General features: G+C 58.9%; 13 protein-coding genes and 1 pseudogene. 1 reads left to right on the top strand and 13 read right to left on the bottom strand.

What is annotated here, in order from left to right:
- Window positions 1–109: 109 nt before the first annotated feature.
- Together V5F84_RS11820 and V5F84_RS11825 are read right to left on the bottom strand one after the other, a co-directional pair.
- Window positions 110–3295, bottom strand: a complete 3186-nt coding sequence (locus tag V5F84_RS11820) for an autotransporter domain-containing protein (RefSeq protein ID WP_394045533.1) — start codon at window positions 3293–3295, stop codon at window positions 110–112.
- 259 nt (window positions 3296–3554) lie between these two features.
- Window positions 3555–4328 (bottom strand): ferredoxin--NADP reductase, encoded by a 774-nt coding sequence (locus V5F84_RS11825; RefSeq protein WP_394045531.1) that lies wholly within the window; start codon window positions 4326–4328, stop codon window positions 3555–3557.
- Window positions 4329–4354: 26 nt separating this feature from the next.
- Between V5F84_RS11825 and V5F84_RS11830 the strand changes: the two genes are divergently transcribed.
- Window positions 4355–4477 carry a hypothetical protein gene (locus V5F84_RS11830; protein ID WP_394045529.1) on the top strand — a complete coding sequence of 41 codons (123 nt, stop codon included), beginning with the start codon at window positions 4355–4357 and terminating at the stop codon, window positions 4475–4477.
- A gap of 70 nt (window positions 4478–4547) precedes the next feature.
- Here V5F84_RS11830 and rfbA read toward each other — a convergent pair whose 3' ends face one another.
- The 11 genes and pseudogenes from rfbA to V5F84_RS11885 form a co-directional block, all read right to left on the bottom strand.
- Window positions 4548–5420 carry a glucose-1-phosphate thymidylyltransferase RfbA gene (gene rfbA, locus V5F84_RS11835; protein ID WP_394045527.1) on the bottom strand — a complete coding sequence of 291 codons (873 nt, stop codon included), beginning with the start codon at window positions 5418–5420 and terminating at the stop codon, window positions 4548–4550.
- Window positions 5417–6310 carry a dTDP-4-dehydrorhamnose reductase gene (gene rfbD / locus V5F84_RS11840; protein ID WP_394045525.1) on the bottom strand — a complete coding sequence of 298 codons (894 nt, stop codon included), beginning with the start codon at window positions 6308–6310 and terminating at the stop codon, window positions 5417–5419. Before rfbD ends, rfbA begins: the two co-directional genes overlap by 4 nt.
- Window positions 6310–7368 carry a dTDP-glucose 4,6-dehydratase gene (rfbB, locus tag V5F84_RS11845; protein ID WP_394045523.1) on the bottom strand — a complete coding sequence of 353 codons (1059 nt, stop codon included), beginning with the start codon at window positions 7366–7368 and terminating at the stop codon, window positions 6310–6312. Before rfbB ends, rfbD begins: the two co-directional genes overlap by 1 nt.
- 18 nt (window positions 7369–7386) lie before the next feature.
- Window positions 7387–7944, bottom strand: coding sequence for a dTDP-4-dehydrorhamnose 3,5-epimerase (rfbC, locus tag V5F84_RS11850; RefSeq protein ID WP_394045521.1), 558 nt, complete (start codon window positions 7942–7944; stop codon window positions 7387–7389).
- A 142-nt stretch (window positions 7945–8086) separates the two neighbouring features.
- The gene (locus tag V5F84_RS11855; protein ID WP_394045519.1) at window positions 8087–9508 is read right to left on the bottom strand and encodes a mannose-1-phosphate guanylyltransferase/mannose-6-phosphate isomerase; all 1422 of its coding nucleotides are present in this window, start codon (window positions 9506–9508) and stop codon (window positions 8087–8089) included.
- Between the two features lie 158 nt (window positions 9509–9666).
- On the bottom strand, window positions 9667–10182 hold the full coding sequence (locus V5F84_RS11860) for a polysaccharide pyruvyl transferase family protein (protein WP_394045517.1): 516 nt from the start codon (window positions 10180–10182) through the stop codon (window positions 9667–9669).
- Between the two features lie 39 nt (window positions 10183–10221).
- The gene (locus V5F84_RS11865) at window positions 10222–10689 is read right to left on the bottom strand and encodes a polysaccharide pyruvyl transferase family protein (protein WP_394045515.1); all 468 of its coding nucleotides are present in this window, start codon (window positions 10687–10689) and stop codon (window positions 10222–10224) included.
- A 441-nt stretch (window positions 10690–11130) separates the two neighbouring features.
- Window positions 11131–12285, bottom strand: a pseudogene (locus V5F84_RS11870) (IS3 family transposase).
- A 32-nt stretch (window positions 12286–12317) separates the two neighbouring features.
- Window positions 12318–12650 carry a hypothetical protein gene (locus V5F84_RS11875; protein ID WP_394045513.1) on the bottom strand — a complete coding sequence of 111 codons (333 nt, stop codon included), beginning with the start codon at window positions 12648–12650 and terminating at the stop codon, window positions 12318–12320.
- A gap of 206 nt (window positions 12651–12856) precedes the next feature.
- The gene (locus V5F84_RS11880; protein WP_394045511.1) at window positions 12857–14086 is read right to left on the bottom strand and encodes a glycosyltransferase; all 1230 of its coding nucleotides are present in this window, start codon (window positions 14084–14086) and stop codon (window positions 12857–12859) included.
- Window positions 14083–15915 carry a glycosyltransferase family 2 protein gene (locus V5F84_RS11885; RefSeq protein ID WP_394045509.1) on the bottom strand — a complete coding sequence of 611 codons (1833 nt, stop codon included), beginning with the start codon at window positions 15913–15915 and terminating at the stop codon, window positions 14083–14085. Before V5F84_RS11885 ends, V5F84_RS11880 begins: the two co-directional genes overlap by 4 nt.
- Between the last annotated feature and the right edge of the window lie 403 nt (window positions 15916–16318).

A 16318-nucleotide genomic window follows, 5' to 3' on the forward strand; every position in this document is an offset into this window, starting at 1 on the left:
GGATCGTCTCGTTTCTTCGGTGCGGATTTATTACAATTCGGCAATGAAACCTCCGCGCCTCGGGAAATAGGCTGCCGCAGGCATCCGGGCCCAGGGATCGGGCGGAGGATCAGAAGCTGATGGCGAGGCGCCCGTTGAGCGCATTGTCCATGCCCTGGTCGGAGAATTGCCCGCCATAGCTGATGCCGAGCACCATATTGGCGGTGGCGCGGAAATCGAGCCCCGCATTCACCAGCGCCGCATTGCGCCCGATGGGCGCGCCGCTCACCGTGAAGGGGGCGCCGCCGCCGGCGAAGGCGAGGCCGATGTCCGGATTGAGGTCGCCGAAGGCGTATTGCCAGGCAAGCCCGCCGCGCGCCGTGAGCGTGCCGGCGCCGAGCGCCATGCTCTGGCTTAAGCGCAGGCCGAGCGTGGTGAAGCTGTTGTCCTGCGTCATGCCGCCGGTGGTCAGCGCCGCCGCGCCGGCGGATTCGGTGAAGCCGTCCATATCGAGGTGCACATAGGCCAGGCCGGCGAAGGGTTCAAACTGGGTGGCGCCGGCGGTGAAGCCCCGCGCGACCTCGCCGAACAGCTGCGTGGTGCCGGCCTTGCCGTTCGAGGAGAGGCCGTTCAGGAAACCCGGAAACAGGACGGTGCGGCTGGTGGAAAGATCGTGCCAGGCATAGGCGGCGCCGAGCCGCAGGTCGACATCGCCGAAGCGGGTGCTGGCATAGGCCGCGAGGTCGTAATTGTCGCTGGTGCCGGAGGATGCGAGGGCATCCACATCATAGGTGGACTGGCTGTAGCCGCCGGCGAGGCCGAGGCGCCAGGCTTCGCCCACGGGCGTGTCGATGCCGGCGATGACGCCGCCGATGGAGCGCGAGAGCGCGGCGGTATTGGCGCTGGCGTCGCTATTCCCCCAGGCGCCATAGCCCTGGAGCCATGCCGTGGCCGCAAGGCCGGGCGCGAGCTGAGTGGTCTGCGGCCCCGCCTGGAGCGCGCCGCCAGCCGCCTGACGCTGGCGGGCGCCGATCGCCTCGCGCAGATAGTGGGATTGCTGCTGCAATACCGTCGCTGCGGAGGCATAGATCTGGCCCGAGAGGGCGTCGAACGCGGCCGGGGCGGTGGCGCCGTTCAGCCCTACGACGGCTTGCAGCACGCTGTTGGACGCGGGCAGGGCGCCGAGCGCGACACCCACTGCGCGCTCGTTGGGCGTGCGGCCGGCGGCGGCGAGGGCAGCCGTATCGGGCACCACGTTCAGGCCGAGGGTGTTGCCCGTGATCGTCGTGGTCAGGTCCAGGAACGGATAGGCCGCGCCGAACGGATCGTTGACGCTGGCGAAGGCGCCGGTGATGCCCGAGGCCGATGTGAGCAGGGTGTAGGCGCCGAGCTGCGGCGTCGCGCCGACGCCGGCGATGATGTTCAGCGCGGCCCCGGAAATGGTGATCGGCCCCGTGGCGGCGATCAGGTCGCTCTGTCCCGGCGCGCCGATCTCCGCCTGATAGGTGGAGCCGGCGGAGAAGCTGACGGGGCCGTTGACGGTCAGGGTGCCGATGGAATTGCCCGGCGCCACGATGCCGGCATTGGCAAGGGCGCCGTTGAGCACTCCCGTGCCCTTGAAGGTGCCGGTGTTGGTGACGTCGCCCTTGATGGTGCCGTTGTTGGTGAGGACCCCGCTGTTGGCGATGGCACCGGTGACCAGGCCGCCGGCGAGATTGGCCATGGTGCCGGCATTGACCACGGCGCTATCCAGGACGCCGCCGTTGATCAAGGTGCCGCTGCTGGAAAGCGGCGCGTTCACCGAAACGAAGGTCCCGGAATTGAGCATTTGCGCGTTCGCCGCCACGCTGTATCCGCCCGCGCTCACGAAATTCGCGCCCGCCAGGATCGTGAGGTCGCCGATGATGGAGCCGGTGAGCGCGAGCGTTCCCCCGCCCACCACGGTGCCGCCGGTATAGGTGTCGGTGCCCGCGAGCACGAGCGTGCCGGTGCCGAGCTTGGTGAGCCCGCCAGGGCCGGAGATATCGTTGCTCCACACGTCGATGGCGTTATAGCCGCCGGCTGCGGCATCCATCGTGACGCTGACATTCCGGGTGAAGGCGCCATAGCCGCCGGCTGCGGAATAGAGGTCGAGCCGCGCCCAGCCGGTCTGGTGGTCGTCCAGCGGCGCGCCTGAGCGCAGTTCCGTGCTCGCCAGAACGTCGCGCAGCTGGTCTTGCGACAGATACGGAAAGCGCGTGGAGATCAGCAGTTCCGCGTTCACGGGAACGATCGGCGCCTCGGTGGTCGGCCCCACCGAGGGCAGGTCATAGGTGATCGATGAAATATATTGCTGGCGCGCCTGGCTGAACGCGGCGGCGCTGGGGAACACGCCGGCCGCGATGCAGCCCGCCACGTTGCCGGCGCAGGCCGCATAGGGCACCGCAAGCGCGCTGCCGAGCTGGACATGCAGCTCGGCCGAGGCGGCGGTCGCGACCTCAAGGAAGTTGCTGGAATAGCTCGGATTATTGGCGAGAAGCTGGACCAGATTATACATCGCCGCGATCCGCCCGCCGATCACGTCGGTGGGATAATGCACGCCGAGGATATTGCGGCTGAGGCCGAATTCCTGCCCGGCCACGAGCAGGGCCTGATATTGCTCCGGCATCATCCAGGCATAGGTCAGCGCCGTGCTGTTGCCGGCGGAGGAATGGCCGCTGGGAAAGGCGGGGGAGGGGGTATTGTCGATCCATTGCTGGGCCTGCGAGGCAGGGCCCGTGAGCGAATAGGCGTCCGCCTGGCCGGCGGTCCAGGGATTGGCGGCGATGCTCGGCGAAGTCAGGAACGGGCGTGGATTGCCGACGTTCTCAGGCCCGGAATATTGATAGGCGGTGCCGTAGATATTCGTTGCGGCATAGGCATTCTTCATCGCCGTGACCTGGAGCGTGTCGTTCAGCACCACGTTCAGCAGGTTGACGACGTTCGCGGGCAACAGGTTGTTGTTCGCATTCTGCACCATGGTGGGTGCCAGCGGCGTATTCACCATGTTCCAGACATTCGCGGAGACGCCGTTGGGGACGAAGGCGTCGATGGCATTCAGCACCGCGAGATTCTTCTGGTCATACGTCGAGCTGAAATAGATCTCGTTTTCCTTCGCCATCACCGCTTGCAGGAACGCTTGCCCCTGGGCCGTGCCAAGGAGGGTGGAGAAGGCCGAGAGCGCGCCCACCTGGCCGGCGCTCTGCGTGGCGATGCAGGCCGGGGTGAGGCAGGCATTCTGGGCGCTCGCGGGCGCGGCGACGGCAAGGGAGAGTCCGGTCGCGGCAGCGCCGGCCATAAGAGCCCGGTACAGAGCCGGGAGACGCATCCTGCGGCGGCCCGCGCCGGGCTCTGCTGCCGAACCCGCCTCGGGGCGTCCGCGATCGCCCGCCGCACGCTTGAAATTGAGCATCGCCACCCCCTCCCAACTCACGGGGAAGATGCAGCTTTCCGGATTCGCGCACAAGCAGACGGTATCATGTAGCTGACTACATGCTGCGGATTCGTCGCCTCTGTGGCCTCAGGGCCGCAGTCTCGGCGCCTGGCCGGGTCCCGCCTCAGCGCTCGACGAACGCCTTCTCGATGACGTAATGCCCAGGCTGCGACTGGCTGCCCTCCTGGAAGCCGCGCGACTCCAGCAATTGCACCAGGTCCTTCAGCATCGCCGGGCTGCCGCAGAGCATCAGGCGGTCGTGCTCCGGGTCAATCGGCGGCAAGCCGATGTCCGCGAACAGCTGCCCGCCCTCGATCAGGGAGGTGATGCGGCCCTGGTGGCGGAACGGCTCGCGGGTGACGGTCGGGTAATAGATCAGCTTGGCCTTCACCTCGTCGCCGATGAATTCGTTCTCCGGCAATTCCTTGGTGAGATACTCGTCATAGGCCAGCTCGGCCACGGTGCGGCACCCGTGGATGAGGACGATCTTCTCGAACCGCTCATAGGCGTCCGGGTCCTTCACCACCGAAAGGAAGGGCGCAAGGCCGGTGCCGGTGGAGAGCAGATACAGATTCTTGCCCGGAAGCAGATTGTCCTGGATCAGCGTGCCGGTGGCCTTGCGGCCGACCAGGATCTTGTCGCCCACCTTGAGATGCTGGAGGCGCGAGGTGAGCGGGCCGTTCTGCACCTTGATGGAGAAGAACTGGAGGTCTTCCTCGTAATTCGCGCTGGCCATGGAATAGGCGCGCAGCAGCGGCTTGCCCTCCACCATCAGGCCGATCATGGCGAACTGGCCGTTCAGGAAGCGGAAACCGGGATCGCGCGTGGTGGTGAAAGTGAACAGATTGTCGGTCCAGTGGTGGACGCTCTTCACCGTTTCTTCGTTGAAATTGCTCATGGCCGGCCAGTCAGGAGGAAGGCGGAATGAAACGGGAAATCCACGCTGACTGCGTGTTTAACCCGTTCTCGCTGTGGGATGTCGCGTTCCACTTTAGATCATGTGATGTCGGCGCGCTACTGCTGCGCCGCATCATCGATGACATGTGACAGCGCCGAAGGCGAGGGGCCATGCGCCAGATCAAACGAAAAAGGCAGGCGCCCCGCCGACGGGCGCGGCTCAGATGCCTTCGTCGGCGAGGCGCAGCAGATAGGCGCCATAGGCCGATTTCGCGCGAATCTTGCCCTGGGCCCGCAACGCATCGGCATCGATGAAGCCGGCGCGGTACGCGACTTCCTCGGGCGCGCAAATCTTCAGGCCCTGGCGCTTTTCCAGGATCTGGACGAATTGCGCGGCTTCCACGAGGGAATCCGGCGTGCCGGTGTCGAGCCAGGCGAAGCCGCGGCCCATCAGGCTCACATGCAGCGCCCCAAGGTCCATATAGGCGCGGTTGACATCGGTGATCTCGATTTCGCCGCGCGGCGAGGGCTTGAGATTGGCGGCGATGTCCACCACCCGATTGTCGTAGAAATACAGGCCCGTCACAGCGAGATTGGAGCGCGGCACCGCCGGCTTCTCCTCCAGCGATATCACGCGACCCGTTTCGTCGATCTCGGCGACGCCGTAGCGCTCGGGATCGTTCACCGGATAGCCGAACACGGTCGCGCCCTCGGTGCGGGCAACCGCTTCCTGGAGCAGCTCGGGCAGGCCGTGGCCGAAGAACAGATTGTCGCCGAGCACCAGGGCTACGCGCTCGTCGCCGACGAAGTCGCGGCCGACGATGAAGGCATCGGCGAGGCCCCGCGGCTGGTCCTGCACCGCATAGGTGATATTGATGCCGAACTGGCTGCCGTCCTTGAGCAGGGCCTGGAACAGCGCGCTGTCATGGGGCGTGGTGATAATCAGGATGTCCCGGATGCCCGCCGACATGAGCGTGCACAGGGGATAATAAATCATCGGCTTGTCGTAGACCGGCAGCAGCTGCTTGGAGACCACGAGGGTGATGGGATGCAGGCGGGTGCCGGATCCCCCGGCGAGGATGATGCCTTTCACGTGGGCTCCTTGAGGGTCGAGGCGAGCAGCCCGTCCACCACTTCGGCCACGCGCGAGCGCCAGGGCGGCGCGCGATAGCCGAAGGTGCGCTCGAACAGGCTGGAATCCAGTTCCGAATTGGCGGGCCGCTGGGCGGGCGTGGGATAGTCGGCGGTGGTGATGGGCGCGACTTCGGGCGTGCGCCCGGTATGGCGGGCCGCCCGGGCGACGATTTCACTGGCGAAGCCGTGCCAAGTGGTGGCGCCGTTGCCGGCGAGATTATAGGTGCCCCAGCGCGCCGTCCCGTCCGCGACGGCCTGCGCCGCGGCGAGGATACCTTCCGCGATGTCCAGCGTGGCGGTGGGGCAGCCGTGCTGGTCCGCGACGATGGTGAGGCGGTCGCGCTCGCCGGCTAGGCGCAGCATGGTCTTGAGGAAATTGGCGCCATACACCCCGTACACCCAGGAGGTGCGCAGGATCAGATGGCGCTCGTTCTGCGCCCGCACCGCGGCTTCGCCTGCCGCCTTCGTGCGTCCATAGCTGCCGAGCGGGGCGATGGGATCGCTCTCCAGATAGGCGCCCTTTTTCGTGCCGTCGAATACATAGTCGGTGGAGATGTGAAGCAACGGGGTGCCATAGCGGGCGCAGCGTTCGGCCAGCAGGCCGGGGGCCTGCGCATTGGCGCGGGTGGCGAGTTCCGGCTCCTTCTCCGCCTTGTCCACGGCGGTGTAGGCGGCGGCGTTCACCACCAGGTCCGGTCGCTTCGCCTCGAGGGCGCGGGCGACGGCCGCTGGATCGCAGATGTCGACCTGTGCGCGCTCGAAGGCGACAAGATCGACCCCGCGCGCCGCGGCGAGGGCGGTGAGTTCCTGGCCGACCTGGCCCTTGGCGCCGAACAGGACGATGCGCATCAGGAGGCGAGCCCCAGCCTTTGGCCGGCATAGCGGGTGCGCAGCGGCTCCCACCAGCCGGGATTTGCGAGATACCATTCGATGGTCTTGCGCAGCCCGGTTTCGAAGGTTTCGCGCGGGCTCCAGCCGAGCTCAGCGTTCAGCTTGGAAAAGTCGATGGCATAGCGCGCGTCGTGGCCGGGCCGGTCGGTGACGAAGCGGATCAGGTCCTCGCGCTTGCCGATGCGGGCGTCCGGGCGGATGTCGTCGAGAATGGCGCAGATGGTCCGCACGACATCGATATTCCGCCGCTCGTTGGCGCCGCCGACATTGTAGCTCTCGCCCACACGGCCCTTGGAGCCGATCAGGTGCAGCGCCTCGGCGTGGTCTTCCACGAACAGCCAGTCGCGTACATTCTCGCCCGCGCCATAGACCGGCAGGGGCAGGCCCTCAAGCGCATTGAGGATGATGAGCGGGATCAGCTTTTCCGGGAAATGATACGGGCCGTAATTGTTCGAGCAGTTCGACATCACCACCGGCAGGCCATAGGTGTGATGCCACGCCCGCACGAGATGGTCCGACGAAGCCTTGGAGGCGGAATAGGGCGAGTTGGGCTGGTAGGGCGTCTCCTCGCGGAAGAACCCCTCGGCCCCGAGGCTGCCGAACACCTCGTCGGTGGAAATGTGCTGGAAGCGGAACGCATCGCGCGCCGCGCCCTCCAGCCCGCGCCAATAGCGCAGAGCCTCTTGCAGCAGCGTATAGGTCCCGATGACATTGGTGGTAATGAAGGCCGAGGGCCCGTCGATGGACCGGTCCACATGGCTTTCCGCCGCAAGATGCATGATGCGGTCGGGGCGGAAGGTTTCGAGCGCCTTCTGGAACGCGGCGGCGTCGCAAATGTCCGCCTGCACGAAGCTGTGGCGCGGATTGTCCATCACCGGCGCCAGGGAGGTCAGCGTGCCCGCATAGGTCAGGCTGTCATAGGTGAGGACATCTGCGGACGTGGATGCGATGAGATAGCGCACCAGAGCGGAGCCGATGAAGCCCGCCCCGCCCGTAACAAGAATGCGTTGTGCCATTTTCGCCCCGTCGTGCCGTCACGCGTAGATGAACGGGCTGTCATAATCTTTCAGGCGCGGCCATTCGCGATCCTTGTCGGAAAGCAAGGCGTCCTTGACCGGCCACTCGATCGCGAGATCAGGATCGTCCCACGCGATGCCGCCTTCGCTCTCGCGCGAATACACGCCGTCAACCTTATAGGCCACCTTGGTATTCGGTTCGATTGTACAAAAGGCGTGCGCAAAGCCGCGCGGGACGAACAATTGCTCGCGGTTTGCCTCGGTCAGCGTGGCGCCCACCCAGCGGCCATAGGTCGGCGAGCCCTTGCGGATGTCCACGGCCACGTCGAACACCGCACCGGCCAGAACCCGCACGAGCTTCGCCTGGGCGAACGGCTCGACTTGGAAGTGCAGTCCACGGATTGTCCCGACGGGAACCGAGACGGACTCGTTGTCCTGGACGAACCGGGCGGAGATACCGTTCGCGTTATACCGGGCCTCCACATAGGTTTCGCTGAAATGGCCGCGCGGATCGTTGAACCGGGGCGGAATAATCAGCATTACCTCGGGGATCGCCAGCGGTGTGAAAGATGTCATTTGACCCGCGTTGCCCCGTTGCAAAAGTGTGACGGGAGGCTAGCCGCGGCCCCCCGCAAGGTCAATGAGCAGTTGCAGCATTTTCAACGCGTGCCTGCCTCTCGGCCAAGGATAGTCAGGCGCCGACGTACGCCGCATCGCATTATGAGCGGTGATAAATATCCTCGATGCGGACGATATCGTCTTCGCCGAGATAGGAGCCGGTCTGTACTTCGATCACCTCGAGATCTATCCGGCCGGGATTGGCCAAGCGGTGAACGCCGCCCAACGGAATATAAGTGGATTCATTCTCCCGAACCGTAAAGGTCCGGTCGTCCACCGTGACTTCCGCCGTGCCGCGCACGACGACCCAATGCTCCGCGCGATGATGGTGCTTCTGCAAGGAAAGCTTGGCACCCGGCTCGACCACGATCTTCTTCACATGGAAGCGCTCGCCGCGACAGATCGTCTGGTAGGTACCCCAGGGCCGGTGCACCTTCAAATGCTCATCGGCGGCATTGATCTTGGCGGCTTTGAGCGAGGCGACCAGCGCCTTCACGTCCTGGCTGCGGTCGGACGGCATGACCAGAACCGCATCCTCGGTGGCGATCACCGACATGCCTTCGAGACCGATGCCGGTGACCAGCGGACCATCGGAACGGACATAGGAATTATGACTGTCGAGCAGGGCGACCGATCCCTGGACCACATTGCCCTCCGGGTCCGGCGTGCCGACCTCGCGCACCGCATCCCAGGAGCCGATGTCCGACCAGCCGAAGTCCCCGCCCACAACCGCCGCATTGGTGGTGTGTTCGAGCACGGCAAAATCGATCGACTTGGCGGGCGCCGCCTCGAACGCCTCGCGGCCGAGACGGATGAATCCCAGATCGTCGGTGGCGGTTGCGACCGCGTTCAGGGCGGCTTGGGTCAGCTTCGGCTCGAAATGCTCCGCCTCGGCGATCATCAGCGCCGCGGGAAAGAGAAAATTGCCCGAATTCCAGAGAAATCCCTCGGCCAGATAGCGAGATGCGGTTTCTCGGTCGGGCTTCTCCACGAACGCCGAGACCGCATGGCCGCCGGCCGGGAGCGGCGCGCCGGGCCGGATATAGCCATAGCTGGTGCGCGGCGAGTCCGGCACAATGCCGAACGTCACGATCTTGCCCGTAGCCGCGACCTCTGCCGCCTGCCGAACCGCCTCAAGAAATGCCTCGGGTTTGAGAACCACATGGTCGGCCGCGAGGGCGAGGACCAGGACATCCGGTCCATGGAGCTTCTGGGCGACCGCCGCCGCGGCGATGAGCGCAGGGGCGCTGTCGCGCCGTGCGGGCTCGAGGATCACCGTGGCCTCGACCCCAATCTCGCTGGCCTGCCGGCGCGCGAAAAAACGGAAATCGTCGTTCGTGACGACAATGGGGGGATGAAAGTCTGACTTATCGGATACCCGTGCGAGCGTATTCTGGTAGAGGGTGAGCCCTTCAGTCAAAGTGAGGAACTGTTTTGGCAGCGTGTTTCGCGAGAGCGGCCAAAGACGCGTCCCCGTTCCGCCTGCCAGAATAGCCGGGACGATTCGCCTGAACGTCGCCATACTGTCAATCCTTATCGATTTATAACAGGTAGTCAGAGCTTGAATATTTTTTCCGATAGATTGGAGCTAAGAGACTAAACGATGCTCCCAAAACGCCGTCGATAATTTTCACCGCACCTTTTACAGGATTCAAGTCGAGCTAAGGGGCGAGGTGGATGTCACATTCGATTGGGAATTCCGGAGCTATCGAGATACGATTTGAATCGATCGTAATTCGCTGCAAAGTTTTTGATAAAGTCACCAAACTGAGAAGGATCAAATACACGGTCAAGAGGCGACTCAAGAATAGCTACATCGGATGCGTTTGGAATAGAGAATGTTTCCGCCAATTCTCCTGATCTCGTATCGTAATCAACCAAGGACGCTGGAATCCCATTCGCTAGCGCGGGCAGAACTCCATGCACCCGATACCCGATTGCAAAATCATGTTGGGAAATCATATTATCATAATCTTCCACGCGGTCATTGAGAAACAAATTGTATTTATAAATATCTAACATGCGATCTTCATGTTGGGGGTCGAACCAGCCTGATTTTCGAAATTCTTCGGTTGCAACGGCTATCCCTTCTTGATGTCCAACGAAAAAAGCCTTTTCTTCAGGTTCTCCGTGAATGGTAACTGTCGTAGCATAATTCCCTGTAATTTTAAGTAGAAGTTCTTTCTGCCGTGACACGAATGTACTCATATCTGCGGCGTAATAATGACTCGTCTCTCACCTTAGGCTAAAGGCTACGCGTTCAACCTTGTTTGCTGGCTTCAACTTGAGCAACATATTCCGGTCGCGCTTGCGAAATAAGGATGGGCAGCCGATCACCTCTACATTATTGATGCCGTTCGCCAGGAGAATGTCCGCAGAATACGCCCCGCGAACGCCAATGGATTTGCACCGATCTGCCATAAGCTGCCAGATCCGTACGCTTTCAGGCGGAAGTTCGATGTTGCGCTTGGTCTCAGCCTGTGCCCCAAGCCCTATCGCATACACCGGAATGGTGAGTCGCTCCAAAACCCATGCGGCTCGTTCCCATTTCATGTGTTCATGAATGAAATTCGATCCCCAAAGTAAGACGTAGTCAAAGCAAGAATTGTAACGTTCAATATCCGCTTCTGTTTGGTCGGATATTTTTAATACGTCTATATCGGTGAAATCTAAAAGCTTAAGAATAGAGTCGTACACCATCATGTTGTCGATATTAAAATACGATTTTATTTAATTGTCTCTGACTTGATCGTAGATCATGATCCTGCACGTTGGTGGCGCTTTCCAGCAGGAATCATAATGAGGATCTTAGGTTTGTGACGTTGCATAGGCCGCTCCAGACGAAACGTAACGGCTTGACTGCAAGTGCACGTTGCAACGGAATTTAAATCGTAATAATAATTCTACCATACATCAAATCTACTTGAAAATCGCATCAAATCTAATTGAAAATCCTTAAATGTTACCGGTCGCCGAATCAGCGATTCTGATTGATTCCTACGAAGAGCGCAGATTCGCGTATTTAGTAACCCTTAATAATGAAACTTAAATCCACTATGAAGCCATTTCATGTCTGGGCATCTCCCGAAAATCGTACCATAGCCACTTTCGGCGTTTGGGCTGCCCTGACGTTGCCCCCAAGTTTTATCCAGCGTTGAGTTCGTTCTGGCGGGTGGATTTGGTCTTGCTTGCCGGGTGAGTGGCGGGATCTGGCGCGGAGCTTTTGACCTGGCGCAGCGGCAGATCCCGTCGCGGATGGAAGGTGGCGGCGAAGGCGGATGGGGTCTGCCAGCCGAGGGCGGAGTAGGCGTGATCCATTGTAGTCGGAACGCCAACCGCCCAGGGTCGCTCTGGCCTGGCTCAGCGCCGAGAACAGCGTCTCGTTGAGAAGCTCGTCGCGCAGGCGACCGTTGAAGCACTCGATGAAGGCATTCTGCATCGGCTTGCCCGGCGCAATGTAATGCCACTCGACCTGTGCCGCGTCCGCCCAGGCGAGGATGGTGTTGGAGGTGAACTCGCTGCCATTGTCGCTGACGATCATCTTCGGCCGGCCGCGCTCGGCCACGAGGCGATCCAGCTCCCGGGCCACCCGCACGCCGGACAGCGATGTGTCCGCCACCAGGGTGAGGCCTTCCCGGGTGCAGTCGTCGACGACGGTGAGGATCTGGAAGCGACGGCCACAGGTGAGCCGGTCCGACACGAAGTCGAGCGACCAGCGCTCGTTCGGCCGCATCGGGATGGTCATGGGGGCCCGCGTCCCGATGTCCCGCTTGCGGCCACCACGGCGCCGCACCTTGAGGCGCTCCTCGCGATAGAGCCGGAACAGGCGCTTGTGGTTGACCGTGAAACCCTCCCGCCGCAGCAGCACGTGCAGACGTCGATAGCCGAAGCGACGCCGCGCGTGAGCGATGGCCTTCATGCGCTCGCGCAGGACGCCGTCGTCGGCCCGCTTCGGTCGGTATCGCACGGTCATGCGGCAGAAGCCGGTGGCTTTACATGTCCGCCGTTCGCTCATCCCATGGCGCCCCATGAGATGGGCGACAGCTTTGCGGTCTCCAGCGGGCGTCACCACTTCTTTCCCAGGACATCCTTCAGCGCGACATTATCCAGCATCGCGTCGGCCAGCGCCCGCAGCCGCTTGGCTTCCGACACCCCCAAGCCGCCGAACCGGACCTTCCACTTGTAGATGCTGGCGTCGCTGCCCCCGTGCTTGCGGCAAAGATGGGAGACAGGCACTCCGGCCTCGTGCTCCTTCAGGATCGAAATGATCCGCTCTTCCGTAAAACGGCTGCGCCTTATGCTCTGGTCCTCGCAATCGGCCAGAACGAACTTCAGGCTGGATTAACAACGAGGGGCAACGTCAGGATCGGCCGATAATCGAGCTCTTGTCGGAACGCCAGATGAGTGATCACAAGGGCGCCCGTCTGATCCTCGACGCCTTGGCGCCGGCCAGAAACCTGATTGTCGACCGGGGCTATGACAGCACTTGGTTTCGAGACGCGCTTGGCGCCAAGGGTACTACGCCTTGCAATTCCCTCATCGCGAAGCCGCAAGCGGTCCTTACATGATAAAACCTCGAACGCCAAAGGCACAAGATCAAGCCCCTGTTTGCCAAGCTCAATGACCGGCGCCGCCTCGCCACCCGGCACGACAGCTGCGCCCACACATTCTTCTCAGCAATATGCATCGCAGCCACCGTCATCTTCTGGCACCGATTAGTGAGTCCTGAGCCCAGGTCCTGGTTCTATCGTCAAAAAACTCTCGTGGAGCGTTTCTTTAACAGGATTCAGCATATGCGGGTGCGCGCCAGCCGCAATGATCGATGAACCAAAAAACTTACTACACGCTAGATAAAAAAGCAATGTACTTACTATTTACGCATCGCAAGCTTCATGTATTCGTAAGCGCACTGATCATAATTTATCGGCGCCTTAATATTCTTCACCATTTTTACCCAAACGTTAAAATCGCGAGAGGCCTCGGTCAAAACTTCTGCAAGGTGCATCGGATTTTTTACCTCAAAGTGAAATCCATCAACTCTGTCACGTACCTTTTCAGCCATGCCGCCAATACCGGAGCAAATGACCGGCCGTTGATTGACAAAGGACTCCTGTATAACCATCGGGGAATTTTCCCACCAGATGGAGGGAACTATTACCCAACCAATCCTTTTCATTCTTCCGGGCAACTCGGATCTCTCATAGGGACCCACCCACCGCAACACTCCCTCTTCAATAAGAGGCTTGCGCAAGGTCCCAATTAACTCCTGTAGCCAAGCTTCCTGTGACTCTAGATTCGCCCCATGCACCTCGAAGCGGCATTTGGCTCTTATGTCTTTGGGAAGCAGATGTATCGCCTGCAAAAATACATCAACCCCCTTAAATGCAGTAATTTGGCCGAAGAATCCGAAGGTACTAAATAAGTTTGCTTGATAGCTTTGATTAACAATCTGATCTGCCTGACCATTCTCAATCACAAAAATGTGTTCTTCGGGAATCCCCCATTCAATAAATCTATTTCTAAGGAACATTGACGGAGATACAAACGTGTTTACCGCCTCAAAATGCCTCTGAATATAATGTTTGCGCAACCAGAAATCAGTGCCAGAAAAATCCGGGAAGCAGGCGCTGCAATCGTCGAAAGATTCACGATAGCAGAGCTTCTTATTCTGCTTTTTTACCATCTGCCCGCTCTGGTGACAAATTGCTGTATACTCATGCAAAGTTAGAACGAGGCGGCAATTTGGTAGCGTTTTCTTGATTTCCATAAGGGCTTCGATGCCCATATGGACAAAATGATGCATGAAAATAATATCCGGCTTTACAAAAAGTAAAAACTCTCTAAAGGAGCTCACGATCGATGTGAAGTTCGCGGTTCTAAGTCTGAACCACTCGCCCATATCCTGGCGCCATAAATATTCTCCTGCGCGTCTCAGCATAATTGAGCCGTGCCTCATGTGCTTGTTGTCTGTGCGCCCAAGGAAGGTGGCAGATGTGACTTCTTTCCTTCTTCTTATTGCACAAAATAGATCATAGGCCGCCAACTCGCCCCCGCCCACATTGAAGTCCGGGTGGCCGTGCGCAATAACGAGCGCCTTCACTTTACAATATCCTTCTCGCTGTTACGTTCAGCAATTAAATTGTCGATCACCGTGCCCCACCGCAATTGGTGCTGCCAAGCATTGTACATCACGACCTTATCTCTAAAGCTTTCAAGCCCTACGCGCGATAATGACTGCCTCTCCAGGTGCACGAGCAAGACGGATTTAAGGCAGCCGATTTGAAAACCGCGTTCTCGTACTTTGAGGCAGAGATCGGAATCTTCGAAATCGCCGATCATATACTTCTCGTCCAAGCCGCCCACCGACCAATAAAGATCTTTGCTGATCAGGAAGCACGCCCCGGTCACTGCGACGCAGATGGACAATTCCTCCTCAACGACCGAGGCCTGAAGGCCAATTCCTGGATGGCGATTTAGGTAAACGCCCCAGCCGATGTCCCATTCGAACTCCATTCCGTCATGTTGAATTGCGCCGTTGGGATATAGAAGGCGAGCACCGATGGCGCCGGCATTTGGGATCTGGCTGAAGGCGGCTACCATCTTATCCAGCCACCCCGGTGATAGGGGCACAACGTCCGAGTTCAAGAGCAATATAAGCGGCGCGCGAGCGACTGACGCCCCTAGGTTTGTCGCGCCCGCGAAACCTCTGTTGTCACCGCTCCAAATAATCTTAAACGGCACGCCGAAGGCAGCGTAAAAATTTGGACATTCTCTAACAATTTGGTCAAGTATTCGTGGATCATCTATAACGTATATAATTTCCGCAGTTTGGCTGAGACGTTCGTCGAGCGAAAACTCCAACATCTGATTTAGGATAAAATCATAGCGTCCATAAATAGGAATAACGATCGTAACAATAGGGTCCTGAATTTCTTTTCCGTAAGATTTACTTTTGATCGAGGTTTCGAGCCTCTGTTCTAACTTTTTGCTAATTAAATGTCGGATTATAAATCCGTCTTGGTCTGTAATACGGGAGAAAAATTTGTCCGGAGGAATTGGAAATTCAAAAGCCCATTTCGCGTAACTGACAGGATCGACGGGCGCGGGCGACCAGTCAAGACTTGCGACCTCAAACATTTCTTCATTAGTTGCTGCTATAAGTCGGATTTTACTGCCGATGCTGAGGGGAAAATTCCACGCTTGCATAAAGGCAGCATTATTACCGTAGCCACCTAGATCTGCACCGACGGCGTCGGCGACATCCTGCCGGTGCCACCGAATTGCGTCCTGTAAGTTCTTGACTCGGCCCTCATCGGTCACCAGGAAAAATCGCACCGCGGGCTCGCTTGCGGCCCAGCCAATTAAAAGCCCGCCTACACCAACGATGCCGCGAGCAAAATCCAAATGGCCTCGCGCCAGAACGTTGCTCGACATTCGGGACGTATTTTTTATCAGGCACGACACGACATCTATATTGTCAGTCAGATTTCGTAATAAGAAACCACGACGACCAAAATTATCTCGTATCAAATCATCGAGTACATTTTTATTTGAATTTTCTGTCGAAGTAAAATAATATGGACCAAGTACTGTTGAATCGATATCAACTAGTATTTTAAATTCATTCACTAATGGATTCTTTATTACAGAGAGAAATCCTCTGACGATATCTTTCGAAACTTTATAACCTGACGCAACGTCTGGTCGATCAAAATAAGTAATAGGGCTTTCTGGTGGGGTCGCGATTCCGTCTGAATAAACGCGACACGCGCTGCATCCCATTATCCATCCTGCGATGATTATAAAATCATCCCCGTTTACAACTCTATCGATGCTAAACCCAACAAATTCTGAATCATCCTGAAGTCCGAAATTGGGTGCGCCAATTCGAAGGGCTACTTTGTTCTTATTTTGATTGAAATCATTCATGATTTTAATCGAGTATATCCAGGGAAGGGCTGACCGTGCGCCATGAGTGGCGATTTGGACCGCCAGCGCGAGCGCGGTTGGACGAGTATTTAGTTATTGCAACATATATTGCCTCTTACTGTGTTTTTGATCTGTCTCCAATAGAGATGAAATGTTTTCGGGATAATAAAGAACGCGGAACAGTGTGCGTTGTGTCATTAATTTTTATTTGTATAACTTGGTGTTTTGATTGGTTCTCGATAATCGCACATTGATTTTGTACCTTAACCATGAAGCAGCGAGTTGCAAGGCAAGCTTTAGTTCAAATTTAAGCCTATTCAACCAAATGCTGTACGCACCGAAAAGGCAGCCAGTGCTGGTTATTCCGTTCGCTCAGCCGTTGAAGAATCGATTTTTTTTTGCG

Origin of the sequence: Roseixanthobacter liquoris (assembly GCF_043195135.2) — a bacterium.
Taxonomy (GTDB): domain Bacteria; phylum Pseudomonadota; class Alphaproteobacteria; order Rhizobiales; family Xanthobacteraceae; genus NCEH01.

Bases quoted from the DNA above. Each gene is read 5' to 3' on its own strand.
- V5F84_RS11820 (WP_394045533.1), bottom strand. From the start codon at position 3,295: ATGGCCGGCGCTGCCGCGACCGGACTCTCCCTTGCCGTCGCCGCGCCC.
- V5F84_RS11825 (WP_394045531.1), bottom strand. From the start codon at position 4,328: ATGAGCAATTTCAACGAAGAAACGGTGAAGAGCGTCCACCACTGGACC.
- V5F84_RS11830 (WP_394045529.1), top strand. From the start codon at position 4,355: ATGAAACGGGAAATCCACGCTGACTGCGTGTTTAACCCGTTCTCGCTG.
- rfbD (WP_394045525.1), bottom strand. From the start codon at position 6,310: ATGCGCATCGTCCTGTTCGGCGCCAAGGGCCAGGTCGGCCAGGAACTC.
- rfbB (WP_394045523.1), bottom strand. From the start codon at position 7,368: ATGGCACAACGCATTCTTGTTACGGGCGGGGCGGGCTTCATCGGCTCC.
- rfbC (WP_394045521.1), bottom strand. From the start codon at position 7,944: ATGACATCTTTCACACCGCTGGCGATCCCCGAGGTAATGCTGATTATT.
- V5F84_RS11855 (WP_394045519.1), bottom strand. From the start codon at position 9,508: ATGGCGACGTTCAGGCGAATCGTCCCGGCTATTCTGGCAGGCGGAACG.
- V5F84_RS11865 (WP_394045515.1), bottom strand. From the start codon at position 10,689: ATGATGGTGTACGACTCTATTCTTAAGCTTTTAGATTTCACCGATATA.
- V5F84_RS11885 (WP_394045509.1), bottom strand. From the start codon at position 15,915: ATGAATGATTTCAATCAAAATAAGAACAAAGTAGCCCTTCGAATTGGC.